The 25,650-nt window shown below is 65.6% G+C and carries 27 protein-coding genes; 13 read left to right on the top strand and 14 right to left on the bottom strand.

All coding sequences use genetic code 11. The annotated features are described in order from the left end of the window. Positions 1-20 precede the first annotated feature (20 nt). Positions 21-695 carry a protein TolQ gene (tolQ, locus tag LV28_RS40225; protein WP_023596825.1) on the bottom strand — a complete coding sequence of 225 codons (675 nt, stop codon included), beginning with the start codon at positions 693-695 and terminating at the stop codon, positions 21-23. A gap of 39 nt (positions 696-734) precedes the next feature. Further along, positions 735-1,229 (bottom strand): tol-pal system-associated acyl-CoA thioesterase, encoded by a 495-nt coding sequence (ybgC, locus tag LV28_RS40220; protein WP_023596824.1) that lies wholly within the window; start codon positions 1,227-1,229, stop codon positions 735-737. Between the two features lie 290 nt (positions 1,230-1,519). Between ybgC and LV28_RS40215 the strand changes: the two genes are divergently transcribed. Beyond that, a complete protein-coding gene (locus LV28_RS40215; protein ID WP_031627331.1) occupies positions 1,520-2,428 on the top strand; it encodes an NAD(P)-dependent oxidoreductase in 909 nt (302 codons plus the stop codon). 303 nt (positions 2,429-2,731) lie between these two features. Next, entirely contained in the window at positions 2,732-3,490 is a 759-nt protein-coding gene (locus LV28_RS40210) for an IclR family transcriptional regulator (protein ID WP_023596822.1), read from the top strand. A 100-nt stretch (positions 3,491-3,590) separates the two neighbouring features. Here the strand turns inward: LV28_RS40210 and LV28_RS40205 are convergent, their stop codons facing one another. The 5 genes from LV28_RS40205 to LV28_RS40185 form a co-directional block, all read right to left on the bottom strand. Next, positions 3,591-4,175 carry an SRPBCC family protein gene (locus LV28_RS40205; RefSeq protein ID WP_023596821.1) on the bottom strand — a complete coding sequence of 195 codons (585 nt, stop codon included), beginning with the start codon at positions 4,173-4,175 and terminating at the stop codon, positions 3,591-3,593. Between the two features lie 10 nt (positions 4,176-4,185). Next, entirely contained in the window at positions 4,186-4,716 is a 531-nt protein-coding gene (locus tag LV28_RS40200; RefSeq protein WP_038620566.1) for a glycine cleavage system transcriptional repressor, read from the bottom strand. A 265-nt stretch (positions 4,717-4,981) separates the two neighbouring features. After that, entirely contained in the window at positions 4,982-5,653 is a 672-nt protein-coding gene (locus tag LV28_RS40195; protein ID WP_028730726.1) for a phosphoribosyltransferase, read from the bottom strand. Between the two features lie 84 nt (positions 5,654-5,737). Then, positions 5,738-6,490: a sulfite exporter TauE/SafE family protein gene (locus LV28_RS40190; RefSeq protein WP_023873640.1), complete on the bottom strand. Its 753-nt coding sequence runs from the start codon at positions 6,488-6,490 to the stop codon at positions 5,738-5,740. An 84-nt stretch (positions 6,491-6,574) separates the two neighbouring features. After that, the gene (locus LV28_RS40185; protein ID WP_048806581.1) at positions 6,575-7,279 is read right to left on the bottom strand and encodes a phosphatase PAP2 family protein; all 705 of its coding nucleotides are present in this window, start codon (positions 7,277-7,279) and stop codon (positions 6,575-6,577) included. Between the two features lie 360 nt (positions 7,280-7,639). On the opposite strand from LV28_RS40185, the gene LV28_RS40180 reads away from it, so the two are divergent. The 6 genes from LV28_RS40180 to LV28_RS49090 all read left to right on the top strand — a co-directional run bounded on the left by LV28_RS40180 (position 7,640) and on the right by LV28_RS49090 (position 12,455). Continuing rightward, the gene (locus LV28_RS40180) at positions 7,640-9,262 is read left to right on the top strand and encodes a restriction endonuclease (protein ID WP_038620569.1); all 1,623 of its coding nucleotides are present in this window, start codon (positions 7,640-7,642) and stop codon (positions 9,260-9,262) included. Between the two features lie 108 nt (positions 9,263-9,370). Continuing rightward, positions 9,371-9,886 carry a YjjA family protein gene (locus tag LV28_RS40175; protein WP_023596815.1) on the top strand — a complete coding sequence of 172 codons (516 nt, stop codon included), beginning with the start codon at positions 9,371-9,373 and terminating at the stop codon, positions 9,884-9,886. 232 nt (positions 9,887-10,118) lie between these two features. Continuing rightward, positions 10,119-10,763, top strand: a complete 645-nt coding sequence (locus tag LV28_RS40170) for an FMN-binding negative transcriptional regulator (RefSeq protein WP_023873645.1) — start codon at positions 10,119-10,121, stop codon at positions 10,761-10,763. Positions 10,764-10,909: 146 nt separating this feature from the next. Continuing rightward, positions 10,910-11,068, top strand: coding sequence for a hypothetical protein (locus LV28_RS40165; RefSeq protein WP_155765757.1), 159 nt, complete (start codon positions 10,910-10,912; stop codon positions 11,066-11,068). A gap of 51 nt (positions 11,069-11,119) precedes the next feature. Then, complete coding sequence (locus LV28_RS40160; protein WP_255315217.1) at positions 11,120-12,043, top strand: DNA/RNA non-specific endonuclease; 924 nt, start codon at positions 11,120-11,122, stop codon at positions 12,041-12,043. A 94-nt stretch (positions 12,044-12,137) separates the two neighbouring features. Continuing rightward, positions 12,138-12,455 (top strand): hypothetical protein, encoded by a 318-nt coding sequence (locus LV28_RS49090; RefSeq protein WP_176582412.1) that lies wholly within the window; start codon positions 12,138-12,140, stop codon positions 12,453-12,455. A gap of 943 nt (positions 12,456-13,398) precedes the next feature. Here LV28_RS49090 and LV28_RS48820 read toward each other — a convergent pair. Then, positions 13,399-13,719, bottom strand: a complete 321-nt coding sequence (locus LV28_RS48820; RefSeq protein ID WP_141571179.1) for a hypothetical protein — start codon at positions 13,717-13,719, stop codon at positions 13,399-13,401. On the opposite strand from LV28_RS48820, the gene LV28_RS48815 reads away from it, so the two are divergent. The 3 genes from LV28_RS48815 to LV28_RS40140 all read left to right on the top strand — a co-directional run bounded on the left by LV28_RS48815 (position 13,718) and on the right by LV28_RS40140 (position 15,931). Beyond that, positions 13,718-13,885, top strand: coding sequence for a hypothetical protein (locus LV28_RS48815; protein WP_023596808.1), 168 nt, complete (start codon positions 13,718-13,720; stop codon positions 13,883-13,885). The genes LV28_RS48820 and LV28_RS48815 overlap by 2 nt on opposite strands. Continuing rightward, complete coding sequence (locus LV28_RS40145; RefSeq protein ID WP_023596807.1) at positions 13,885-14,250, top strand: hypothetical protein; 366 nt, start codon at positions 13,885-13,887, stop codon at positions 14,248-14,250. The genes LV28_RS48815 and LV28_RS40145 overlap by 1 nt, the downstream gene beginning before the upstream one ends. Positions 14,251-14,470: 220 nt before the next feature. Continuing rightward, positions 14,471-15,931 carry a M20 family metallopeptidase gene (locus LV28_RS40140; RefSeq protein WP_023873655.1) on the top strand — a complete coding sequence of 487 codons (1,461 nt, stop codon included), beginning with the start codon at positions 14,471-14,473 and terminating at the stop codon, positions 15,929-15,931. 44 nt (positions 15,932-15,975) lie between these two features. Here the strand turns inward: LV28_RS40140 and LV28_RS40135 are convergent, their stop codons facing one another. The 6 genes from LV28_RS40135 to LV28_RS40110 all read right to left on the bottom strand — a co-directional run bounded on the left by LV28_RS40135 (position 15,976) and on the right by LV28_RS40110 (position 22,098). Then, a complete protein-coding gene (locus LV28_RS40135) occupies positions 15,976-17,229 on the bottom strand; it encodes a hydantoinase/carbamoylase family amidase (RefSeq protein WP_023596805.1) in 1,254 nt (417 codons plus the stop codon). 126 nt (positions 17,230-17,355) lie between these two features. After that, on the bottom strand, positions 17,356-18,306 hold the full coding sequence (locus LV28_RS40130; RefSeq protein ID WP_038620576.1) for a dihydroorotate dehydrogenase: 951 nt from the start codon (positions 18,304-18,306) through the stop codon (positions 17,356-17,358). Continuing rightward, entirely contained in the window at positions 18,299-19,159 is an 861-nt protein-coding gene (locus LV28_RS40125; protein WP_038620579.1) for a dihydroorotate dehydrogenase electron transfer subunit, read from the bottom strand. Before LV28_RS40125 ends, LV28_RS40130 begins: the two co-directional genes overlap by 8 nt. Continuing rightward, entirely contained in the window at positions 19,156-20,412 is a 1,257-nt protein-coding gene (locus LV28_RS40120) for an MFS transporter (RefSeq protein WP_038620582.1), read from the bottom strand. The genes LV28_RS40125 and LV28_RS40120 overlap by 4 nt, the downstream gene beginning before the upstream one ends. A 128-nt stretch (positions 20,413-20,540) precedes the next feature. After that, positions 20,541-20,867 (bottom strand): hypothetical protein, encoded by a 327-nt coding sequence (locus LV28_RS40115; RefSeq protein ID WP_223272130.1) that lies wholly within the window; start codon positions 20,865-20,867, stop codon positions 20,541-20,543. A 178-nt stretch (positions 20,868-21,045) separates the two neighbouring features. Beyond that, complete coding sequence (locus tag LV28_RS40110) at positions 21,046-22,098, bottom strand: porin (RefSeq protein WP_023596800.1); 1,053 nt, start codon at positions 22,096-22,098, stop codon at positions 21,046-21,048. Between the two features lie 526 nt (positions 22,099-22,624). Here LV28_RS40110 and LV28_RS40105 point away from each other — a divergent pair. Both LV28_RS40105 and LV28_RS40100 read left to right on the top strand, forming a co-directional pair. Then, the gene (locus LV28_RS40105; protein WP_223272210.1) at positions 22,625-23,467 is read left to right on the top strand and encodes a helix-turn-helix domain-containing protein; all 843 of its coding nucleotides are present in this window, start codon (positions 22,625-22,627) and stop codon (positions 23,465-23,467) included. A 301-nt stretch (positions 23,468-23,768) separates the two neighbouring features. Continuing rightward, positions 23,769-25,448 (top strand): hypothetical protein, encoded by a 1,680-nt coding sequence (locus LV28_RS40100; RefSeq protein ID WP_069106840.1) that lies wholly within the window; start codon positions 23,769-23,771, stop codon positions 25,446-25,448. Positions 25,449-25,650 lie beyond the last annotated feature (202 nt).

The raw sequence follows: 25,650 nt of genomic DNA, 5'->3' as shown, positions 1-25,650 counted from the left end.
TCTCGGCGCTCCCGGAGTGCTTAGTGAATCTGCCGTTGCAGGATGTTGGAGAACTCTTCGATGAAGCTTTCGAAGCGGATCGACAGCCGGTCGATGTCGGTGGCGAAGCGGTTGTAGGCAACCACGGCAGGGATAGCGGCGAACAGACCGATGGCGGTGGCCACCAGCGCTTCCGCAATGCCCGGCGCCACATTGGCGAGCGTGGCTTGTTGCACGTTCGACAGGCCGCGGAAAGCGTTCATGATACCCCACACGGTACCGAACAGACCAATGTACGGGCTCACCGAACCGACCGATGCGAGGAACGGAAGGTTGGCTTCGAGCGAGTCCATTTCACGTTGATAGCAGGCACGCATGGCGCGGCGCGCACCGTCCAGAATCGCGTGAGGATCATTCAGCCCTTTCTCGCTCGCCTTGATGTATTCGCGCATGCCTGATTCGAAGATGCGCTCGAGGGCGCCCGTCTGGTGGCGATTGTTCAGCGCGCTTTGATAGAGCGCCTGCAGATCGCCGCCGGACCAGAAGTCGCGTTCGAAACGCTCGGTCTGGGTGCGTGCGCGGCGGATCGCGAAGATCTTGCGGAAGATATGCGTCCATGAGAGCAGCGACAGCAGCAGCAGCAGGCCCATGACGGCCTGGGCGAGCACGCTGGCGTGCATGACCAGCGAAATGATGGAAAGGTCTTGATCGGGCATGGTGTGGTTATTGAATGACCGGAATTCTTGTCATTGGCGTCAGGCGGCGGCCGGCCGGGGCGCGCGGCCTGGCGCCTGAGCGGTCTCGGCCTGCGCGGCGTTGGTGGCCGCTTGCATGGCGGCACGCACATGCGCCGGAATCTTGCCCGGACGCAGCGTGTCCGCGCGCACGCAGCCGATTTTGATGCTGCCGCGCGCCAACAGTTCGCTGCTGCCGTCGGGGGTGTCGCGCCACGCTTCCTGCAGGAAGTCGACCGATGCGCCACCGAGGCGTTCGATGCGGCTTTTGATGACGACGAGATCGTCGAGTCGGGCGGGGCTCAGGTAGTCGAGCGCGGTGGCGCGCACAATGAACATCATGCCGGTATTGCGGGCCAGTTCGAGTTGCTCGATACCGAGCGAACGGAGCCACTCGGTGCGGGCCCGTTCAAAGAATTTCAGATAGTTGGCGTAGAAGACGACGCCGCCGGCGTCCGTGTCCTCGTAGTAAACGCGAATTGACCAACAAGTATCAAAATCAGCCATGCCGCGCATTGTATCGGAACCGGGCACCAACGCCAGTCACGGAAACAGAATTTTTCAAACGGAAACGATCGGGCAATGTTTACGAATGATTATTGGAAGACAGCCGGCGCACCATTCTGGGGCGAATTCGCGCGAATGCCCCGTGTGGCGGGGGATTGCGCTGGCGCCCGAACCCCGCCCGTCTCTATAATGATGTCTCGCAAGCCCCCCTGTATTTCAGACGGGACCCCTGGGTGTGCAAGGCGCCATCGGCACCCCGTTCGGTCTCTCATCAAGATTCCACCTGCGAGGCCCTCGAATTGACTTCCCCCTCATCGCAAGCATCCTCCCTGCGCATCGCGTTTCTCGGTCTCGGCGTGATGGGTTATCCCATGGCCGGTCACCTGCAACGCGCGGGGCATCAGGTCACGGTCTATAACCGTACGACCGCCAAGGCGCAGCAATGGGCCAAGGAATACGGCGGGGCTCACGCGGCCACGCCGGCCGAGGCCGCTCGTAATGCCGACATCGTGGCCGCCTGCGTCGGCAACGACGACGACCTGCGCAGCATCGTGCTCGGCGAGCACGGCGCATTTGCCGGCATGAAGGCCGACGCGGTTTTCGTCGATCACACCACAGCATCGGCCGACGTGGCGCGCGAGCTCTATGCGGCGGCACGCAAACAAGGCCTGCATTTTGTCGACGCGCCCGTCTCGGGCGGCGAGGCCGGCGCGAAGAATGGCGTGCTCACGATCATGTGCGGTGGCGACGTGGCCGCCTTCGATCGTGTCGCGGGTACGCTCTCCGCGTATGGCCGTGCCGTCACGCGTATCGGCGACGCCGGCGCGGGCCAACTGGCAAAGATGGTCAACCAGATCTGTATTGCCGGCCTCGTGCAAGGATTGTCCGAGGCGATCCACTTCGGCCAGCGCGCCGGGCTCGACATGCCGCTCGTGCTCGACGTCATCAACAAGGGCGCCGCGGCCAGTTGGCAGATGGACAACCGCGGCCAGACAATGATCGACGGCAAGTTCGATTACGGCTTTGCCGTCGACTGGATGCGCAAGGATCTCGGGCTGTGTCTGGCCGAGGCGCAGCGCGCCGGCGTTTCGCTACCCGTCACGGCGCTCGTCGACCAGTTCTACGGGGATGTGCAGGCGCTGGGTGGCTCGCGCTGGGATACGTCGAGTCTGATTCATCGTTTGCGCGTACTGTCCGGCAAGTCCTGACGGCGAATGGCGGGTACCGCCGGAGGCGATTGCGAGGACCGGGACGCCCGACGGCGTCCCGGTCCTCTTGTTTTGCATTTTGTATTCCGAATATCTCCGGGTTTGTCTCGAATCGTCAGCTTGGAAGAATCGCACTAGAATGCGGAAAACGGGACGTCGCGGTGCGACGGCACGGCGGTGCTGCAGCCTGATGCGGTTGGCAACGGGCTGGGCGGCGGCGTGTCGCGCGAGGGCAGAAGGGGGAGACCGCCGCGAGCGATAACGACCTAAAACACAACTCGACCCCGAGAGCCAAGTACCGACATGAGCAATCAGTCGAACGCCGCGGCCGTCCGCGCATTTCGCATTCTCGAAATCCTCAGTGCAGCCGGTGCGCCGATGACCCTGGCGGAGATCGTTGCCGCCATCGGTCTGCCGAAGCAGACCGTGCACCGCATTCTCAAACAGCTCGAAGCCGCATGGCTTGTGACCCGCGAGGCCGGCAGCCGTCATTACGAGCCGTCGTCGCGCGTGCGGGCAATGGCCGTGAACGCGCTCATGCATGTGGGGCCGGCGGCCGCGCGCCACGGCATTCTGCAACAGCTGGTCGACAAGTTCGGCGAGACCTGCAACCTGTCGATGCTCTCGGGCGACGACCTGGTATATCTCGACCGGATCGAGACCGACTGGTCGCGTCAGCTCAAACTCTCGCCAGGTTCGCGCGTGCCGCTGCATTGCACCGCGAGCGGCAAGTTGCTGCTCGCGTTTCTGCCGCGCGCGCGCCGCGAGAAGCTCATCGCGCACCTGCCGTTGCGCCCGCGGGCGGAAAACACCATCACCGACCTGGAAGACCTGCGCGAGGAGTTGACCGAGACGCGCAAGCGTCGCGTGGGCACCAACAACGAGGAGCACGTGCCGGGCATGATCGCGGTAGCCGTGCCGGTGATGCTCGACCGTAACCGCGCCTGTGCGGCCATTGCCGTACAGGCCAGCGCGCAGCACTGCACACTGGAAAAGTTGATGACGTTCCTGCCCGATCTTCAGGCGGCGGCGGACAAAATGTCGGCGACGTTCAACGAGTAGTCGCACGCTCGACCACGCCAACGGCGCCACGTGCGCCCGACGGCGTCTCCGGTCTCATGCCGCCGTCAGTCTTGCCGTCGTTGCGACGAGGCCCTGGGTGCTATTGCGCGGGTACGCCGCTTGCGGCTACGGGCATCGACGCCGTCGCCGGAATGGCCGGCGCGAGCGTCGCGAAGATCTGCTCGAGTTGGCGGGCGCCTTGCTTCGACTCGGCGCGCACGCGCGGGCCGATGAAGATAGGGTCGAGGATCAGGAAGAGCAGGTTCGGCGTGCGATAGACGAAGTCGCGTTCGAAGCGCGTGCCCGTACCGTCGGGGGTGAGCGTGTAGCGAACCTCTCCCGCGGGGCGGCGGTTGACCTCGCCCTCGATGCGCCATGTGTACGGCGGTCTGGCATCGACGACCGTCCAGTGAAGAATGCCGTGGCGGCCTGCAAGCCGAAACTCCTCGGCGACTTTTTCGCCCAGTTTGAGCGGATGATCCGTGGCGCCTTGCACGGCGAGCGATGCCGGATGCCATTTCGGCCAGTTGGCGGGTGTGGTGGCGAAGTCGTAGACGACCTGCGGCGGCGCGCGCAGCGTCACGGTGTTCGTGATGTGAGTCTGGCGCTCGAAGGGCAGGGGCAGCAGTGAAAGCAGCGCGAGGATGGCAACTGCCGCGAGGACGAACAGGAAGGCTCGCTTCATCGGCGCGCGCTCAGGCACCGGCAGGTGAATCGAGTTCGACGTCGACCATCAGATCGTCGGCAAGGCTCTCCAGGGTCTCGCGCAGCGATGCCGTGCTGACCGAGGCGGGTACATGCAACCGGGCGGTTGCGCGAAACAGGGTGCCACCCGACATCGATCCATCGACGCACTCGGTGACGAGTTCGTCGATGCTCACGCCCCGCGCGAACAGCACATGCGAAATCTCCTTCACGATACCCGGATGGTCCTGGCCCACGAGGTCGAGCTGGAGAGTGCGCGCGGCCGGGTCGGCGGCGGCGCTTTGCGCGGGCGTGACGGAGATCTTCAGGCCATGCGTCTCGAGCGCATGCAGTGCCTGCGTGAGCGACGCGATGTTGTCGTCGGGGACTTGCAGATGAATGATGCCGGCGAACTGGCCGGCCAGATTCGCGAGACGGCTCTCGAGCCAGTTGGCGCCGGCGGCGGTAGCGCGATCGGCGATGGCATTGACCAGGCCCGGGCGGTCAGGGCCGATTACGTTGAGAATCAGGGACGTCGTCATCACAGGCTCCGTCGAAACTGAGGCGGCAGGAAGCGGCAAGAAGCAACAAGAAGCAGCAAGAAGCAGAATGAGGCGGCCGGCGGGCGGCCACCTGCGCACCGCGCCGGCCGTCCACCGAGGTACCGGGGTATCGCGTGGCGCCGACGTCGCACAGCAGGCTCAAGTGTAGTGCAATCGCGGGGGATGCCGCTACGCCGCCGGGCGGGGGCGCACGCGTCGGGACGCGACTGGGCCTGAGCGCCTCGGGACGGCACTTCGCTAACGCCTAGGGGCGATCGGCTGCCATCGCCAGCAGGGCGATGACGGTGGCATCGTCTGTCTGGACGAAATCGTTGTACGCCACGCTCACGGCATGGAAGGGGTGCGGTGTCTCGAGACACACGACGGCATCGGCCAGCGTCGAGAGGCGGGCAATGGCTTCGCGCGCCGCCACTGGCGCGCAGGCGAGCAGCGGCGTGGCGCCCAGACGCCGCATCGCGCGCAACGCCGCGATCATCGTCGCGCCGGTGGCAATGCCGTCGTCGACCACCACGACCGGCCGATCCCGCACATGCGGCGCGCCGCGCCCGGGGGTGTAAGCCTGTCGCCGCTGCTGGATGCGCGCGCGTTGACGCGCGGTTTCGTGCGAGAGATATGTGCCGGTGGCCCCGAGAGCAAGGGCGTGCTCGGCAAGAAAGATGCCGCCGAACTCATCGACGGCGCCCACGGCAAGCTCCGCCTGATGCGGCGCGCGAAGCTTGTGCGCGAGCAGCACGTCGAGCGTGCCGTTCAGTCGACGGGCAATGGGCAGGGCCACGGGTACGCCGCCGCGGGGAATGGCGAGCACTAGCGGCGGGGCGCAGCGCGCGAGCAACGCGTGTGAGGCGAGCACTTCGGCAAGCGCGTTGCCGGCGGCGGCACGATCGGGAAACGCGGCAGCGGCGGACAAGGAGGACATGGCGGGCGACGGGCGCGAACCCGGTGCGGGGCGACGGGCGATTTCCACATCGTAACGCCGGACATGCATGCGCGTTTGGCGCTCCTACCGCGCGAGCAGCTCCGGCACGGTGCCCATGAGCAGCGTGACGCCCGAGCAGGCAAGCAGCGCAAGCACCATGCGTCTGAAGGCGTGGTCGGAGAGAAACCGGTAGGCCCAGGCGCCGGCGAGCGTCGGCAGGATCATCGACGGTACGGCGATGGCGAACACATGCAGCGTTTGCGTCGTGATCACGCCATGCACGACGTACAGGGTGATGGTGAGCGTGTGCATGGCGATGAAGAAGAGCTGCATGACCGCGCGCTGCATGTCCTTGTCCCAACCGCGCAACGTGCACCACAGCGTGGGGACCACGCCCACCAGTCCGCCAATGCCACCCATCACGCCGCCGATGAAGCCCACGACGCCGTCGGCGGCCCGCCCGCCGTGCCGAATGCGAGGCAGGCGTGCCGCCAGCAGCAGAATCGAGCAGTAGATGACGAGCACGGCACCGATCCCCGCGCGAAACCAGATCGGGTCGAGGTAGCGCAGAATCCACACCCCGAACGGCACGCCCACGAGTCCGCAAAGCACGAACGGCGCGAGCCGCTCGAGGGGCACGGCCCGACGCACGGCGCGAAGCCCCAGCAACTGGCCCACGAGCGAACAGAAGGCGGCGAGCGGGCCGGCGACCGTCGGAGGAAGCGACCACGCCCAGAAGGAGAGCGCGACGAGGCTGAACGCGAAGCCGGACAGACCTTGGACGAATCCGGCCACGCAGGCGCCGGCGACAAGCGGGAGCAACAGATCGGCAGTCATGAATCAGGCGGCGCGCCATACCGGTGCGCGTAGGCAATTCGCCATTATGCGGGGGCGCCACCGATTCACGAAAGGGGAATTCCCTCAGCGCGCCGTCCATCGCTGCCAGGCCGTCACGACCGCGGTACCGACCGCGATCCCCAGCGCTGCACCGGCGAGCGCGTCGCTGGTCCAGTGGTAGGCGGCGGCGATCTGCCCGAATGCGGTGAGCGCGACGGCGATCGCGCAGGGCCAATGCAGTGAACGATGGCGCAGCGACAGCACCGTCGCGAACGCGAGCATCACGCTCAGATGGCCCGACGGGAACGATGCGTAGGCCGAACCGTCACCGGCGAGGAAGCGAAATGTGAATACGCCGTCGCGAAGGTACGAGGGGTTGTCGTGGATCCAGGTGGCCGGCCAGGTCCGGCCGAACACGAATTTCAAAGCCTGCTTGAGCACGCTGGCAACGCCCACCGCGCCGCCGGCGAGCCAGAGGGTGGTCACCCACGCAGGCAGGCGGCCGCGCCATATCTGCATGGCCCCCAGGACGGCGAACGTCGGCCAGGCGAGCACGAACAAGATCGAGGGCAACTCGGCAACGTGCTGGATCCACGGGTTGCCTTGGGTATGGAGATGCACGAAATCCACGACCGGCCGGTCGATCCAGACGATGGCCGCCATCGCAAGCACGAGGCAGGCCAGCGCACTGACCCATGCCGCACGCAGGATGGCCGCATCGATCGACCCGAACGTTCGGGTCATGTCGGGGCCGTCGAGCGTGTCGGGCGTGTCGGACCTGTCGTGCACGCCTGGGGCGCGCCTGGCCGTTCGCGATGGCGGCGTCGCAGGCCGGGGGGCGGAAGCAGGATCGTTCATAGTGCGATGACCCGGAAGACGCAGTGAGCTTGCGCGATCGCCGTGGCGATTTGATGACGGTCAGCGCGAGTGCGTTGCAGTTGTGTCATGTTGCATCGGGGCTGGCGGAAATTCCCGGAAAGATTTCTTTGCGAGTTCAGGGGGCATCGTCCTACAATCGTCCCCTACGTAAATATCAGATTTTGCCGGTCGGGACGGAACGCCGGCGCACGGCCCCGACATAATAATCAGCCGTTCGGGCGTGGCACCTGACCGGACAGAACAATACCTATATCGCATGCGGGGGCAGTAGTGAACCGGGGATTCGAGAGCAGCATCGATCGTCTGGCGCGGGAATTCTGGCGCGCCGCACACACGCGTGAGCAGCAACACGCCCAGTCGCAGGCGCGCTCGCTGGCGGAAGTCCGCGCCCTGGAACAGGCCCAGCGCGCCGCCGACGACGCGCCGGCCGCCGATCCGGCCGCCCGCGAGAAGGTGCAGGTTGCCCTGCGGCAGGCCGAAGCGGCGGCATTGGGCGCGCGCGCAAAATTTGAAGTCGCGCGGCTGGAGCGTTTGCTTGCCGATGGCCTTGCACGTGATTTGCGTATCCCGCCCGCCGATCTGCGCGCCCGCAATACGCCGCCGGTCCTCGACACGCGGCATCTTCCGAAGATTCTGGCCAAGCCCGAGTGGGAAACGTTCGCGCCCGAGAAGCCGGGGCGTCTCGCGTTGGCCATGCCCGGCGCGGCGAGTCGGTACGAGCAGGCCGTCGCGAAGGCGCGCAGCGAGTTCGTGCATGCGGAGCGCGAGTACGAGGCGTCGAAAATCCGTCGTACCCAGGGCTCGATGATTCTCCAGATCGCACAGCAGAAGGCGACCGAAGCGGCGCGTGTGGAGAGCGCGCATCACAACGCGGCGGTAGCCGACTTCGAAGGCGCGCTGCTGCGCGGCGAAGCCGCGGCGATCACCCGCTACGCGCGCATCGTGCTCAGCCGAAGCCCGTATCCCGAAGCCTTCCGTCAAACGCTGGCGGCGCATTTCGTCGAGAACCACAAGCTGCTCGCCATCGGTTACGACGTGCCGTCGCTCGACGCGGCCGTGCCCGTCGCCCTCGAATATCGGTACAACGTCGCCGAAGCCGCCATACACGGTGTGCCCGCAAGCGAAGCGATTCGCGCCAAGGCATACGGCGAGGCGTTGCGCCAGATCGTGCTGCGCTCGCTGCATGAACTCTTTTCGGCCGATCCGCTGCGCAACGTGAACGCGATCGTTTTCAATGTCTACGCCAGCGATGGCGAGAACCGCGTGTGTCTGGCGAGCGTGCACGCGGCGCGTGGCGATTTCGCGGCACTCGCGCTGGGCGAAGGCGACGCGGCAACCCATCTGGTCAGGCTGGGAGCGCGTGTGTCGGCACGTCCGGAAGCGCTGGAGGCGGTGGCGCCGGTCGCGGGCGTCGACATGACGCAGGTCGTCACCGACGAAGATGTCGCGGTGGACCGGCGCTTCAATCTGATGACGCTCCCCGACAAGGACTTCACCCAGGTGATGTTCCACCTGCTGCGCTCGCACGGGTTCGAAGGGCCACCGCTGCTGCCGGGCGACGAGCCAGGCATGCTCACGTGCCGTGCGTGGGATCCGCATCCGATTTTTGGCGGCGATGTCGTCGTTCGCATCTATCGGGAGATGGACCCGGCGGCGCGCCTGACACTGGCCGCAGCGCGCGCCATCCTCGCCGAGATGCAGCAGATCGGCGCGGCGCGCGGCATGCTGATCACGACCGGCAACTTCGACGAGGGCGTTGAGGAATTTGCGCGCGATCGTCGCATCGAGTTGCTGGCGGGCCATCACCTGGTCTTCCTGCTCAAGGAGAATGCTGGCGTTGACGCCAGCGTTAGCCTGGCGCAGACCGTCGACACGTTCGCCGCGCTGGCTTAGTCGCGAGCCGCGGCGCGTGACATTCGCACCGTAGGGCGAGGTGCCCGGCCGACGGCCTGCTATAGTGAGTCGACCTGACCCCACGTCATTCACCTCACGGAGGAGCGTATGTCGCGAAGCACGGAACATTCGGCAAATGCAGGCTTCAAGGGATGGTCGAAGCTCGGCGCGGTGAGCGCGGGCGTCGCGCTGGCGTTGACCCTCGGGGCGCCGATGCCGGCGCAGGCCCAGCTCGACATGCTCAGAAACGCCGTGGGCGGCGGTAACTCGGGCGGCGGCAACACCAGTGGTCTGGCCGGTGGCCTGGGCGGCCTGGCATCGCCCGGCTCGCTGACCTCGGGCAGCATCGGCAACGCGACCGGCGTGTTGCAGTTCTGCATCAAGAACAATTATCTGAGCGGTGCGAACCTCGGTTCGGCCACGGACGTGAAAGACAAGCTCCTCGGCAAGATCGGCACGCAGTCGGGCTCGCCTGAGGCGAGTCCCGGATATCTCGACGGCGCGAAGGGCCTGTTGTCGTCGCCCGACGGCAAGACGGTCGACCTGAACGGCGGTGGCCTCAAGGAGCAACTCACGCGTCAGGTGTGCGACAAGATCCTGAGTCAGGCGAAGTCGTTCCTCTAACACCTCTCAATCCGCTCCCGTCGCTCGAGCGGCTCGAGCCGCAGTGGCGCAGGGGCGCCGGCCGGCATCCGTCGTGCCCCGCGGCGCGGCGCCTTGTTTTCGCGCCGCGATGCCGCCGGGCATTCTCGTGGCATCAAAAAAATCATCGATATTGGGTCTTTGCCACGGGCCACGCCCGGCCGTACGCTATCCGGCATTCATTCCTTCCCCGCCGTCTTGCCCGGAGTCATCGATGTACCAGCCCGCCGCCTTCACCGAGGACCGTCCCGAAGTCCTGCACGAACTCATTCGTCAATCTCCGCTCGGCTTGCTGGTGAGCGCCGGTTCGCACGGACTGATGGCCGATTCGATCCCGTTTCTGGTGTACCCGGATGAAGGCGAGACGGGTGTCTTGCGCGCTCACCTGGCGCGCGCGAATCCGCACGTGGCCGCGCTGCGCGATGCGAGCGACTGTCTGGTTGCCTTCACCGGGCCACAGGGGTACATCACGCCGTCGTGGTATGCGGCCAAGGCCGAGCACGGCAAGGTGGTGCCCACGTGGAACTACGCGGCCGTACACGTTCAGGGGCCGCCGCGCGTGATCGACGACACTGCGTGGTTGCGAAATCTCGTGGGCGATCTCACGCAGTCGCAGGAGCATGGGCGTGCGACGCCATGGGCGGTCGATGACGCGCCGGCCGATTTTATCGACGGCATGCTGCGCGCCATCATCGGTGTGGAGATTCCGATTCGGCGCATCGAGGGCAAATTCAAGATGTCGCAGAATCGCGCGATGCCCGATCGGGTCGGCGTGGTTCGGGGCCTGCGCGCCGAGCGCGTGCCGAACGAACCGCTCGCGGCGCTCGTCGCCTTGCGTGGCGACGTCCCCGACGCTTGACGCCGGTCGGCAACGCGGCGCGAGACTGTCGCGTGACGGCTCGCAGGGCGTCGCTGGTAACGAAACGAAACAATTTCATGGTGCGCGCGACGGTCTGCCTGATGATGCGGGCGCATACAATGCGGCAACCCGACCCGGATGCCGCAATGAAAACGCTGCTTCTCATGATCGCCCTGACGCTCTGCCTGCTCTTTTTGGAGCAGGCTTGGCTGCCGAGCGCGCAGGCGGACGAGTGCGGCAACCTCGGCCCCGCGCAGACCCTGCAATGCGCCGCCTATGGTGCGGGAAGCGTGGCCCCCGAATAGCCGTTCATCCGCTACAATCGCACCCCCTCAAGTCTTACCCCAAGCAGTGCGATGAAGCAGTCTCGAAGGACGGTCACCGCGGTGCGCGCAGGCGAACTGCGCGCGATGGCCGGGCAGTTGGCAGTTTCCCTTGCCACGCTTTTCTGTGTCGCCGCCGTCGCGGCGACGCCCCTGTCGGCGCTCGCGGCAGCCTCGGCTTGCAGCGATCATTACTGGTCGGGCGCCGCACCCGACATCACCCAGGCCGCGCTGACGCGCAGTGCGCGCGAAGTGTGCTTCGGGGCCTTCGGGGTCATGCACTCGGGCGTGACGCGCACGCCACTTTGGTCGGCCGAGCACCTCACGCGCGCGGGGCTGAGTGACGCACGGCAAATTTCGCGCGTGAACAACTTCCACGCCGAATCGCGCCTGCCCGCGAGCGAGCGCGCCGAGCTGCGCGATTACGTGCGCTCAGGCTATGACCGGGGCCACATGGCGCCATCGGCCGACATGCCGGACTCGCGCACGCAGTCGGAGAGCTTCTCCCTGGCGAACATGGTGCCGCAGAACAGCGAGAACAACCGCTACCTGTGGGCCGGCATCGAATCGAGCGTGCGCAAGCTGGCGCAGGATCGCGGTGAGCTGTACGTGATCACCGGACCCCTCTTCAAGGGCAAGACGATCACGCAGGTCGGTGATCGTGTGATGGTACCCACGCAGTTGTACAAGGTCGTCTACGATCCGAAGCGAAAGCAGGCGGGGGCCTATCTTGTCGCGAACGAGGCGACAGGCGACTATTCGGTCGTGAGCGTGGCCGAACTCGAGAAGATCGCCGGTATCGACTTTTTCCCGGGTATGGCGGCAGACGTGAAGGCCACTGCCATGACGTTGCCCAGGCCGAAGGCCGCCGGCGGCAAGCGCAAGCGCGATCCGGAGGTACCGTCGTACCGCGAAGTGCAGACGGTGCTCGATTTCCTGCGTACGATCATCCGCTAAGCGCTGCCGTGGCCGCCTCGCCACCGCGACTCCATCTCGGGTCGGGGGGCAAACGCCTCGTCCACCTTTCTTCCAACGATTCAGGAGCCCCCCAATGTCCGCATCGTCTCCCGCCAACCCGTCATCCACGCAGCGTGTCCCCGACGTCGCCTTGGTCCCCTTCGCCCCCTTCGCCAACGAGTCCGACGCGCTCACGCTTGGCGAACTGAACGTGGAAAATCACACGGACCACATTGCCCTTTTCGGCAACCTGGAGATTCGCCGCGACGTCGAAGGCCTGCGCCAGGCCCAGGCGCTCAAGGCCGTGCTCGACGCCGTCGTGGCTTCGCTCGCGGGCGCCGAACTGGCGACGCCGACGCCGGCCACGGACAGCACAACGGCGCGGCAGGTCCAAAACCCATTCGAATCCTGAGTCGAACGGGAAGGGGGCGCCCCGGCCCCCCGGATTTACCCGAGATTTGTCGTAAAACCCAAAAATCGATGTTGCGCCGCACGACGCGATCGCCGCCGCGTCGCGCCACCGTTGTCCGCGCCGCAAATGCGCATGTTCTCGTCCGGTCGCGTCTGCGACAACGTTCCCTCTGTCGCACCCTGAAAAATTACGTATGCGAGCGTCCATGCGGGTTGCGCGACAACTTGTCGCACCTGCGACATTCTGTCGCATTGACAGGGTCCTACAAAAATCGCGAATCGCGTCACCTTGTCGGTTTTCTTCTTGCCGACGACTTGTTTCGCAATTGCCGCGAATGTGTGATCCGGCATGCCGCGACGCACCACGGATGAGGGGTTTACGGCTGTCCGACAAAGCGCATACTAGCCCTGCGTCTCGTCGATTCCGATAGCGAGAGTCGATGACCGGCAAGGCTACGAACACTAAACAACGCGAGGTAACATATGCACATCCGTTGGAAAAAAGTGTATTCGAGTGGTTGGGGAACGATTCATCACGAAGTACCCCGTTCCCATCGCAGCGCCACTGAGCGCGAGCAGCTCTTTCAACGCCTTTTGGCGATCGCGATCGCTTGCAGCGTCGGCGGTTTCGTCCTTTTGTCTGTCGGCGCGGCCTTCCTGGGACGCTAAAGTCACCGATCTTCCCGATCTTCTTTTTCGTGCGCGGCCCCGCTTACGGCGGGTTGCCGCGCATCGTTGCGCCGCCTGAAATCAGGCTTCCCTTTCGCCGGAAACGCTTGCAGCCGCCCTCCAATGCCGGGCGGTGCGGCCGTCTCGCCGCGCGCCTTCCATCCCCCGATCTAAACGAACGGTCGTGCATTTTTGAAACGTATGGTTACATCTGTATTGCGTTTCGGAAATGCCGGTGTGATTGAATTGGCGTACCTATGTCGAGGTGGCGGGAATTAAATATCCAGCACAGCGAGCGCCACATCGCTCGAAAAAATCGGACCAAAGTCATCTAAGGCAGCGTTAAGCAAGACGATAACCGTCGTCATTGAAAAGGTTTGTCGTGGTTTGATGGCTGCATTCCGCAAGTTCACGCTATTGCAATTCCGAAAGAATAGTGCGATCTTGAGGCGAAGGCGCAATGTCGGAATTTTGGGTATTTCACCTATCGGAATTTGCCCGGATTGACCCGAATTGTCTTGCGCCTCAAAACTTTCGATAAAGAAGAAAAGAACAGATTGTGCGGGCCGGTTTGATTGTTTTGTGAGGTGCGTCATGGAAATTCGCTGGGAAAAGCTGTACTCGGGCGGATTGGGTCGTTTCTACGACACTTCGGAATCGAGCCGTCGACGGGCGCGGCGCGCGCAGTTGGCGTGGTTCGGCGTGGTCATCGGAATCGGCGTTGCCGTCGGTGCCGTGGCCATCGCCTGGCGCTGGATCTGATGGACCGCATCGGAATTTACCGCTCGGGGATCTCAGGTTGCCTGCTCGCACTCGCGCTTGTCGCGAGCGGGGCGGCGTGCGCGCAGGCGTCGTCGGTGCCGGCGATGCCCACCGAACCGCTGGACGCCTCGGGCCAGCCCTGCGGCGCACTGCGTGCGTTGCCCGCGGACGTGACGCACTATCGTTACGAGGTGACGAACCATTGTGCGCGGAAAGTGACCTTCTTCTGGCGCTGCAATGCGGCGGACACCGAACACACGCTCGACGTACCCGCTCAAGGCCGGCAAACGGCGCAGTGCGTGAAGGCCAGCGGCGCCGCCGGTGAAATCGTCTTCCGATTCGACCCGCCGGGCACCGGCAACTGAGTGTGGCAGCTTGTCCCTTGCGGACATTTCCTTCCATCCGTTCCCACGGTCCCCACCGTTCCGCCCGCGGGTCCGTTCGGTCTGCCGAGTCCGTGCCAAGGCCTCGTGAGCGTCGGTCGGCCGGTCGCCAGCCGGTGCCGGAATGGCTATCATGACGCCATACGGTGCGCCGGCATTCGTCCCGGTGAGTGCGCCGGACCTTCCCAAGGACACGCCCCCCATGAACGATATCGTCACCCCGACCCAGCCGTCGCTCGACACGGCCGCATTGCGCGAGTTCGTCGAGCGCAAATGGAACGATGAAATCCTCCACGCGCTGACCGACTACATTGCCGTGCCGGCCAAGAGCCCCGGCTTCGATGCGGACTGGGCGCGCAACGGCTATATCGACCGGGTGGTGCGCGACGCAGCGCAGTGGACGGAGCGGCAGCCAGTCAAGGGGCTGACGCTCGAAGTGATCCGTCTCGAAGGCCGTACGCCGGTCATCTTCTTCGAAGCACCGGCAACGCGCTCGGGCAGCAGCGAAACGATCGTGCTCTACGGGCACCTTGACAAGCAACCGGAGTTCGACGGCTGGCGCAAGGATCTCGGCCCGTGGACGCCAAAGTTCGAAGACGGCAAGCTCTACGGCCGTGGTGGCGCCGACGACGGCTACGCCATCTATTCGAGCATTACCGCGCTGGCCGCCCTCGACGCGCAGGGCGTGGCGCGCCCGCGCTGCGTCGGTCTCATCGAGACGTGCGAAGAGTCAGGCAGCTACGATCTGCTGCCATACGTCGACGCGCTGCGCGACCGGCTCGGGCGTGTGGGACTGGTCGTGTGCCTCGATTCTGGCGCCGGCAACTACGATCAGTTGTGGTTGACCACGTCGTTGCGTGGCCTGATCTCGGGAAGTCTGGAGGTGCAGGTGCTCGACGAGGGGATTCACTCCGGCGGCTATGGCGGTATCGCGCCGTCCAGCTTCCGCATCATGCGCCAGCTGTTCGAGCGCCTGGAGGACGCGGGTAGCGGCACGGTGCTGCCCAAGGGTTTTCACACTGCCATTCCGCTGCAGCGCCTGGATGAAGCCGAGGCGACGGCGCGCATTCTTGGCGACGACGTTTGGAAGAAGCTGCCGTGGGCCTGCGGCCAGGACGGTCTGTCCGTGCTGCCCACCACGACCGATCCCAAGGAAGCGCTGCTCAACTCGACATGGCGCCCGTCGCTGTCGGTCACCGGTGCCGCCGGCATGCCCGCGCTGCCTGACGCGGGCAACGTGCTGCGCCCGCGCACGGCATTCAAGCTCTCGCTGCGGCTGCCGCCGCTGGTTGACGCGGTGCAGGCCGTGAGCGAGCTGAAGTCGCTGCTCGAAGTCGATCCGCCCTACAACGCCAAAGTGACGTTCAAGCCCGACGCCGGCGCGGCCTCCGGCTGGAACGCGCCGGAGGTGGCGCCCTGGCTGTCGTCGGCGCTGAGCGTCGCGTCGCAACGCCATTACGGCGCCGACGTTGCCTTCATCGGGCAGGGCGGCACGATTCCGCTGATGAACACGCTGCAAGCCGGCTTCCCGAGTGCGCAGTTCATGGTGTGCGGCGTGCTCGGGCCGAAGTCGAATGCGCATGGTCCGAACGAGTTCCTGCACGTGCCGTATGCGAAGAAGCTCACGGCGGCCGTGGCGGAGGTCATTGCGCTGGCGCCCTGACGCGTCGCCTCGTCGCGCGCGGGAAGGCGCGCGACGTGGTGCCATCAGAGCCGGTAAGTGGTGTCTGCCATCACTTGCACGCCGCGCATGAAGTCATCAATTGCCATGCTTTCGTGGGGATTGTGGGAACCGTTGGCGTTGCGCACGAACACCATGCCGCTGGGAATGCCAGCGTTGGCGAAGATAGCGGCGTCGTGGCCCGCGCCGCTGGGCACGCGCTCCTGCGGCAGATCCAGCGCACGACACGCGTCGACCAGCAGCGACGACACGTGCGCATCCATGATCGCCGGGGCCGACGACAACCGGCGGTCGAACACGAATTGCACACCGCGGTCGCGCTCGATGGCGCGGCATTCGGTACGCATCAGTTCGTAGAACACGTCGAGCGTGTCGGGACTCTGGCTGCGGACCTCCAGACTGAAATCCACCTTGCCGGGAATGCGCGAGATGGCATGCTCGGCGGGGTCGGTGCCAACGATGCCGGTGGTGACCACGAGATCGATGCCGCGTTCGAGCAGGGCTCGCCAATGCTCGTCGAGTCGCGTGATGAGATCGGCCACGGCGAACATGGCGTCATGCCGCAACCAGCGCGGCACCGCACCCGAGTGTCCCGCCTCGCCGACACACGTCACGCGGTTGTGCCGCACATTTCCCCGAATGCCGGGCACGATCGCCACCGGCATGTCGCGCGCGAGCATCACCGGTCCTTGTTCGATGTGCAGTTCGAGCCACGCCCGGGCGCGCGATGTGTCGAACAGCGTCTGCCCCTCGCGAATGGCCTGCACGTCGGCGCCCGCCTCGGCCATGCATTGGCCGAGCGTGCGTCCGTGCGAGCGATGCGTCATGGCGAGATCCGCCTCGCTCAGCTTGCCGAAGAGCGCGCTCGATCCCATGTAGGCCCGCCCGAACCACGCGCTCTCCTCCCCACGTAAGGCGAGCACGCGTACCGGCGTGGACGTGGGGCGCTGCGCCTGTCGTTGATCCACAAGACACAGCAGGCCGGCGACGATGCCGGCCAGACCGTCGTAGTTGCCGCCCTGCGGCACGGAGTCGAGGTGCGAGCCGATCCAGGTGGCCGGCGCCTGGCCATCGTCGTCGGGAAGGGTGAACACCAGGTTGGCGCCCCGGTCACGCGAGACTGTCAGCCCCTGATGACCCGCCCATTCCGTCAGATAGGAAGCCGCCGCCGTCTCGCCTTCGCCGTAGCTGTCGCGAGTGATGCCGACGCCGTCGTCGCCCAGGCGGCGAAGGTCGTCGAAGAGTTGCTCGGCCATCGGGGCCAGCGCGTTGAGTTCCATGAGTATGCTTCTTGTCGCGACCGGAGCCGCTGGGGTTGCGTATTTCGTTGCGTAGGTCGTTGCGGATGTCGCTCCGCGTTTTGCGTGTCGCGTGCTGTGCGTCAAGCCGCACGCGTGCCCTTCGTTTCAGCCCGACTGTTGCGCGAAGCGCAGCCAGCGATCGGTCAGTTGTGCGTCGAGCGCCACGGCGCCGGTGAGCGAGGCGATGGTCTCGACGCCCTGCGTGTTGCAGTACGCGTCGAGACCATCGACGATGCGTCCCATCACGGCAGGATCGCGAAACGAAGCGGTGCCCACCTGCACGGCGGTGGCGCCGGCGAGCATGAACTCGACGGCATCGTCCGCCGTTTCGATGCCGCCGCATCCGATGATCGGAATCCGCACCGCACGGTGGCATTGGTGCACGAGTCGTATCGCGAGCGGTTTGATCGCCGGCCCGGACAGGCCGCCCATGACGTTGCCGAGCTTGGGCTTGCGAGTGCGCACGTCGATCGCCATGCCGAGCACGGTGTTGCCCATGACGATGGCGTCGGCACCGGCATCTTCCGCGGCGCGCGCGATGAGCGCGATCTGACCGGCGTTCGGCGTGAGCTTGACCCAAAGCGGGTGCGTGGTGCGTCGACGAATCGCGCTCACCGCCTTGTACGTCGTCTCCGGCTGCATGGCGAAGGCCATGCCGTCGGCCTCCAGGTTCGGGCATGAAATGTTCGCTTCGATGGCCGCCACTTCCGGCAGCGACAACGTTGCGCACGCCTGCCCGAACGATTCAGCCGTGTCGGCGGAGACCGACACCACAACGGGGGTGTCGAAGCGGGTGTAGGCGGGCAGCACGTCGCGCCGGTAGACGTCGAGCCCCTTGCTCGGAATGCCGATGGAGTTGAGCATGCCGCTGGCGGTCTCGGCCACGCGGGGCGTCGGATTGCCCGCCCGCGTGGCGGGCGAGACACTCTTGATCACCAGCGCGCCGAGGCGATCGAGATCGAGGGCTTCGGCGTATTCGACCGCAAAGCAGCCCGATGCGGGCATCACGGGATTGCGCAGCGTCAGCGCACCGATACGGACGGAAAGATCAGCCAAAGTCCACCTCCCCGACCACGTCGCGAATGGGAAACACGGGGCCTTCGCGACACACGCGAAGGAATTGCTTTTCGCCGTCGCAATCGAACAGGCGCACGCACGACAGACAGACACCCATGCCGCACGCCATGCGCTGCTCCATGGCGACTTCGCCCGTGATATGCGGATGCGCGGCAAGCACGCGCTGGAGCAGCATCAGCAAGCGATGCGAGCCGCAGGTGTAAACGGCGTCGTGCGGTGCCGCGTCGAGCAGGGCGCGCACGCGGGGCTCGAGCGCTTCGACGCTGGAAGAACCGTCGCTGTCGAAGACGCAGTGCACGTCGGCCAGTGCGCGAGCCTGCGGCGAACGCAGGAATTCGTCGCGCATCAGATCGGCTTCGCTGCGCGCGGACATCACGACGGTCAGCCGGAGTCCGGCCGCCGCGGCGCGCTGCACGAGCGGCGCCATCGTGGCGAGCCCCACGCCCCGCGCGACGAACATCACGCGTTGCCAGGCGGTGTCGAGCGAGAAGGTGTTGCCGAGCGAGCCGACGATATCGAGCATGGCGCCCTCGGCGAGTGTGGCGAGCGCGCGTGTGCCCACGCCGGTCACGTTGTACAGGAACTCGATGGTGTCCGGTTCCGGGCCCGTGCCGTACACGCTCATGGGGCGCAGCAGGAACGGCGCGTCGCTGTCGGTCACCGGGCACTTGAGCTGGTAGAACTGTCCGGGCTGCGTGGTGAGCGCGACGGGGGCATCGGCCTGAAGGCGCAAATAGCGATAGCGGGCGTTCACGGCGCGATGACTCAGCACGCGGCAGCGATGTGTCGCGACCGCGGGCGTGCGGCAAACCGCATCATGCATAACGTTCATTCGAGTTCGACGCCTTTGAGTTCGGGAATGAGAAAGCGCGTGGCGAGCATGTCGAGCACATAGAGGCTCGCGAGCAGCGCAATGGCGATCTGGAAGGAATAGCGTGCGGCAAGGGCGCCGACGACCACGGGACCCAGGCCGCCGATGGCGCGGCCGATGTTCCACAGCACATTCTGTGCCGTGGCCCGAGCGGCGGTCGGGTAGGCCTCGGACATGAGCGTGCCGTAGCCGCCGACCATGCCGTTGACGAACATGCCCATGAGCGCGCCGGCGAAGAGCATGATCGTCGGGTCGGTCAACTGCGAGTAGACGATCACCATCACTACGGCGCCCGCCTGATACAGCAGGAAGGTCGGCCGGCGTCCGATGCGATCGGCCAACTGTCCGAAAACCCATACGCCGAACATCATCCCGAGGACCGTGACGGCCGTCCACAGACCGGACTTCGTGAGCGAGAAGCCGAGCTTCTGCGAGAGGAACGTCGGCAGCCAGATCATGATGCCGTAGTAGCCGAAGTTCTGAACCGAGCACAGAATCACGATGCCCAGGCTCACGCGCGTGGTGCGCGCGTCTTTCACTAGCAGACGAAAGGCGTTCGACCCGCCGGTCTTCGGTGCCTTGTCACGTTGCACAAAGACTTCCGGTTCGTGCAGCTTGTTGCGCAGCACCCAGGCCACGAGCGCGGGCAGCACGCCCACGACAAACATGCCGCGCCAGCCGATATGCATGAGCAGCAATGGCGTGAGCAGCGCGGCCGCGAGCACCCCGGTCTGCCAGCCGAGTGCCACGTACGACGAGACGCGCGCACGCTTGGCCGCCGGCCAGGCCTCTGCCGCCAGTGCCATGCCGATGCCGAATTCCCCACCGAGCCCGATGCCCGCGATCGTGCGGTACACCAGCAGGTCCCAGAAGCCCTGCGCGAGCGCGCACAGTCCCGTGAATACCGCGAACAGCAGTATCGTCCAGGTCAGCATGCGCACGCGGCCATAACGGTCCGACAGCGCACCGAAGAGGACGCCGCCCGCCACGGCGCCGATGAGCGTCCACGTCACCAGTGCACCGGCCTGACCGGGCGACAACTGAAGCCCGGCGGTGATGGCGGGCAGCATGAAGCCCAGGATCAGCAGATCGAAGCCGTCCATCGCGTAGCCGATGGCCGAGCCGGCGAGCGCCTTCCATGCATAAGGGGTGACGGTGTCGTCGGACGCGGCAACCGCACGTTGCGCCCTCGGTGTGTTCAGGTTGGCTTCCATGATCGGTTCCTGTGGGGACGGCGAATCAACGCAGCGCCCGTGGCCCCGCGAGTTTCGTCCGATTGTCTAATTTTTTAGACTGTCGAGATAAAAAAATACCCGGATCGGTGTGTCGGCCGCATCGTACGTCAGGCGTAGACGTCGGCCGTCGACTGGGCGGCAAAGTCGTTGAGCGCTTCGAGGAAGCGGGCGTCGGATGCCGATGCGGCGTCGCGAAGCGTTGTGGCGTGTGCCTTGGTGCCGGTCAGGAATGCCTGGAATGTCTCGCCGTTGACGGCAACACCCGATTGACGTTCCGCAAACGTTTGCGCGGCCTGGGCGAGCAACAGCAGGGCGGCGGATTCGCGCGTGGCGGTGCGTGAGGCAGTCAGGCAACGCGCGGCGAAGTCTTCGATGTCGGACAAACCGACGGTGTCGCGCTGTAGCCAGGCGCAGGCGAGTTGCAGATCCATCATGCTCTCCTTTGTCTAAATATTTAGACTAAACGAACCGGGCAGGGCAGGCAAGACGAAAATTATCGGGTCATACCCTGATGGCGAGGTGCGGCGGCGGCCGTCGTTTCCGGCGTGGATGCGCCGCCGGCGCGGGTGCGGCAAGCGCTCCGGGCGAGCGGCGTCGCCCGGGCGCGGTGGCTTAGAACTTCATGCGCAGGCCGGCGCCGTAGGTCTGCCCGGTCGACATGTCGCTCATGTGGTCGTACTTGTAGGCGGCATAGATGTCGGTGCGCTTGGACAGCGGATAGTCATAGCCGAGCGCCCACGTGGTGCGGCGCTGGTTGTCGCCCGAACCGTTCGATCCCGTGTACGCAACCGACGCCAGCACGCTGCCGCGCCCGAGCGGCACCGATGCACCCAACTGCCCCGTATTGGCGTGGAAGTTGCCGCTGGCGGCCTGGCTCGCCACGAGCATGTACTGGGCGAACACCTTCACCACGGCGAAGTCGTACGACAGGCCGAGTTGCGCCGTGTTCTGGTTCGTCAGCCCGGTCACGCCCGGCAACTGCGAGCCGAAGTCGCCCGGCGTGGCGCTGAAGTTGACGTACTGATAGTTGAACGCGGCGGCGAACGGACCGTTGCTGTAGTTGAGCGCGGCGCCCCATTTCTTCGCGCTGTGGTCGGCCGCACTATTGCCGGTGGCATACAGCAGCGTGCCGGTCAGGCCCGCGAATGCCGGCGAGGTGTACGCAATCGCGTTGTTCCAGGCCGAGTCCCCCACCACGCCTTGCGTCCCCAGACCCTTGTAGGTGTGGAAGATCATCGGCGAGAACGTGTACGAGTTATTGAACGGGTTGAACTGGATGGTCGCGAGGTAGAGCGGCGTGGTGATGCGGCCAAGGCGAAGCGTGCCGGCGCCGTTCGACAGACCGACGTAGGCGTTGCGCGAGAAGAAACTGTCTCCCGCGAAGCGGCCGTAAGTGCCATTGTTCGGCTGGAAGTAGCTCTCGATCACGAAGAGCGCGTGGTTGCCGCCGCCAAGATCCTCATTGCCCGACAGACCCCAGAACGACGTGGTCATGCCGCCGCCTTGCTGCACCACGGCCGCATTCCCGCCCGGATTCTTGACAGAGCCGACGTAAGCGTCGGCCAGACCGTAGAAATTCACACTCGATTGGGCGTGCGCGGCAGGCGCGAGTACCGCAGCGCTCAGCGCCGCGGCGCCAGCCAGTTTGTGCCAGGTGTTCATCATTCCCTCTTTGTTTGTATAAATTTGTGGACGGCGCGCAGACTATCACTGTCGGCGCTTGCGGTCACCCGTTGGCCCCCCATTACGGGGCGGGCGCATGCCCACGAGACAGTCAGACGCATCCCACCGGGGGGGGCGCGTGCATCGGATCGTGCCAATGTCTAAAAAAATAGACAATCGGAAAAATATTCCGCGTGCCGAAATCGACACAGTTGCCAGGCGTTGCGCACCGGTGTGCTTGGGGCGCCCCGGCGAGGGGGCGGCATCGAACGTGCGCCGACCCGCGGCCGAGCGCCCGTCGAGCGCGCATCCGCGGGGCACCGCACGAGGGCGGGACGACGGTCGAGCGAGGGCCGAAGGGTCGTCGGCCACCGGTATAATCCCGGCACTGCGATGCGGGCGCGGCACGATTGGCCGGGTCTCGCGCGGGCAACTGACAGGGGGCGATTTGAATCGAGCAGCGGCAGCAACTCATGCATCGCGGGCGCCGAGAGGCGCGCGTTTCAATTTCCGGGCCATTGGAGAGCGCCTGCGCGCGTACCGTCTGGCGGCGGAGTTACGCAGTGAGGATGTGGCGGAGCAGCTCGATATCTCGCGCGCGGCCATCTACAAGCTGGAGCGCGGCGAGATCGTGAAAATCGACACGCTCGAGCGGCTCGCGGCGCTGCTGGGTGTATCGCTGGCGAATCTGCTGGGCGTGGAAGTCGAATATCACGACTCGGCCGTGAGCTACTTCGAACGCATGCGCCAGCTCGAGAGCCGCTCCGATCGCATCGTCGCGCACTTCGACCCGATTTCGTTTCTGCTGACCTCGGACGACTACGACGTCTGGCTGCGGCACATGCTCGACGAAAGCATTCCGCCCACGCTTGCGGACAAGCACTGGAGCAACACCATCGATCGTGTGCTCGGCATTCTGCAGGAGCGCAAGTCGAGTTTTTCGCGTCAGCGGCTGGCCGTGACCAGTCTCATCGGCCTGCGGCAGATCGAGCAGTTCCTGCATCATGGCCTGGTAGGGCGTCTGGGGCTGCCGCCGGGCGTGCAGCTCGAACGCAAGATGGCGGCGCGGCGCGAAGTCGCGCGTATTGTCGAGTTTCTCGAGGCCGATACCACGGGTGTGCAGATCGGCATCGTGAGCGACAACATGCCCAACGAGACATTCCAGATTTTCGAAGCCCAGGGCGAAGCCTATGTGGCGGTCTCGCCGTTCCGTCTCGGTGAGTTGCCGAATCTGCGTACTGGCATCGCGACGATCACGACGTCGCCCGACGGCGTTGGCATGTACCGCGCGATGATCGATCGGCTTTGGGCCGATTCGGCCAAGGGCAAGGAAGGTGCTGCGTTGCTCGGCCAATTGCTCGCACGGTTCTGATATACGGTCGGTGCCGCTGTCATTGTCATCCCCGTCTTGATTCCCTGGCGGGCCGCGCGATGCGGCGGGTGCGCGGCCAGCCACGCGCCCAGCGTGCGGGAAAGGGATGAGCCTGTGCCACAAAGCGAAATCTCCCGACACAATCGACATACCGCGTGCGCCATGCCCTCTAGTCTCCCTGCGCCTGAAGACCGTTCGGTCTGGCGACAAGGAGATCACTCATATGGGATTGGCTCGGTTGTTTTCACCGCGCGCGTGCGCGCCCGTCGTATTACAAGCTTTTCATTCGAAGTCGCCGGAGGTGCACGACAGCTTCGGCAGTGATTTTCAACGGCTTGGCGGGGTGCCAGGCGCGCTTGGCAATGCGCGTGCATGGCGCAACTGTCCGTCGCGCTCGCGCGTCGAGATCGCCGGAACGTCGCAGGTGACGTTCAACGCGTGGCTGCTCGACTCGTCTCGCGACATTCAGGCGGTGCGCAATCTGGCGGGCGCATCGCGCGATGCGCGCAGTCACCTCAAGGCGTGGCGCACTTCGTATCTTGCGGCCGCCGACGTCGATCGGGCATTCGAGACGGCGAGATACGAGGCGCTCAGCGGCATCGCGCGCGGGGAGGTGCCCGAGGACGTGCCTCGACTACGACGCTTCGACATGGCGGCTTACGGCGTGCAGGCGGCATCGGTGGCGGGCATCGGGCAACTGATCGCCGAACTCGATGCGGCGCTGGGCGACGCGGTGAACCATCCGCTGGCGCCACGCTTGACCCTCGTGCGCGAAGACCTGGCCAGGCTGCGCGACGAAATGGCCGCCTTCACCACGAAATCGCTGAACAATAAGCTCACTCAAATCGCGTACGACCGCCGGGATCTGTTCCTGCTCAACGAGATGGCCCGCGAGGCGGAAAAGGAGCGCGCCCGTGGCGGGGCCGATGTGCCGCTGCGTCTGGCGTTTCGCGGTGACCGATGCGTATTGAAGCCGGCGAAGTCGCGCGCCTGGCTGGCAAGCGGGACGCATCGCGCGAAACGCGAAGCCGGCGATCTGGCGATGCTGATCGGTCTGCCGACGGGCACCGCCGTCACGCTCAATACGCTGCGTGCCCGCGGCTTCGGATGCCACGAAAACACCGTCGTGCTCAACGATGCGAAATCGGCGTACGCCGCCGCGGGCGATCACACTTCATGGTTTTTCAACCGCATCCGGGAGATGGAGCGGAGCCGGCAGCAGGCGGACGAGGTTCTCTCGCAGATGCGAAGCACAGCGACGTCGGCGTTACCACCCGCATACACCACGCCCAAGGGGATCGTCGAAGGCGTGGTCGACGGCGACGTGCAGCGCGTGCCGCCGATGTCGGCGCGCGCTTCGGAGTGGCATGCCGGTCTGGCGAAGGTAGGGCGGGCGAGTGCGGCGCCGGACGATGCCTCGTATCGGCGCAGCCCGAGCGTGGACGATGCGGCGTCGGAACGGCGCGGGGCCGGGCATCGGAGCGAGCGCCGGACTGAGGCGCGAGGGCGGAAGCCCGTGGCGTCGCCGCAGCCGGTGTTCGGGCCGGACCGTGAAACGCGCCTGCGCCGGTATGCGCCGGTCGATGTCATCCCGGAGCTCCGGGAGGAGGGCGACGACGCATCGTCGACGTCCAGTCTCTCGTTGCGATCGGGCGTGACGTCGGCCTGTTCCGCATCGCCGGAGTCTCGTCCCGCGTCAAGCACGCGCTTCGGGTTCGATACGGTGGATGCGGGCGCGCCGCAGTCGCATGACGGGGCCTACGGCGGGCGCCTGGATCGATTCAACGAGCAGGTGGAACAAGTGATGGCGTGGCACCGCGCCAGCGCGCACCCGCGCACCAGCCCGAGGCCGTCGGTGGCGGTGCCCGTCGTGCTCTCGCGGCGCGGGTCGACCCCGCCGCCGTTGCCGAAATCGCCGCCGCCGGATTCACCGAACTCGCTGAATCCCCCTGGCAAGCCCAACGAGCCATCCGACGTCTGACCGGCATTCGCCGGGCGCCGGGCCGCCTCCCGCCGCGAGGTGGGGACGGCCCGATTTCCGTTCGCATGTCGGTGGCCGGCATTCCTGACTTTCCGTCGCGAACATGACCCCCGCACGTTTCGTCTTCCAAAACGCTTCATGCGCGCGTGATAGTAAATATTTTAATTATCCGCAAGCCTTTTTAATCAATGCGTTGCGCAAT

The organism is Pandoraea pnomenusa, assembly GCF_000767615.3.
In the GTDB taxonomy this organism is placed as follows: domain Bacteria; phylum Pseudomonadota; class Gammaproteobacteria; order Burkholderiales; family Burkholderiaceae; genus Pandoraea; species Pandoraea pnomenusa.
This window is presented reverse-complemented; position numbering and strand designations above follow the sequence as displayed.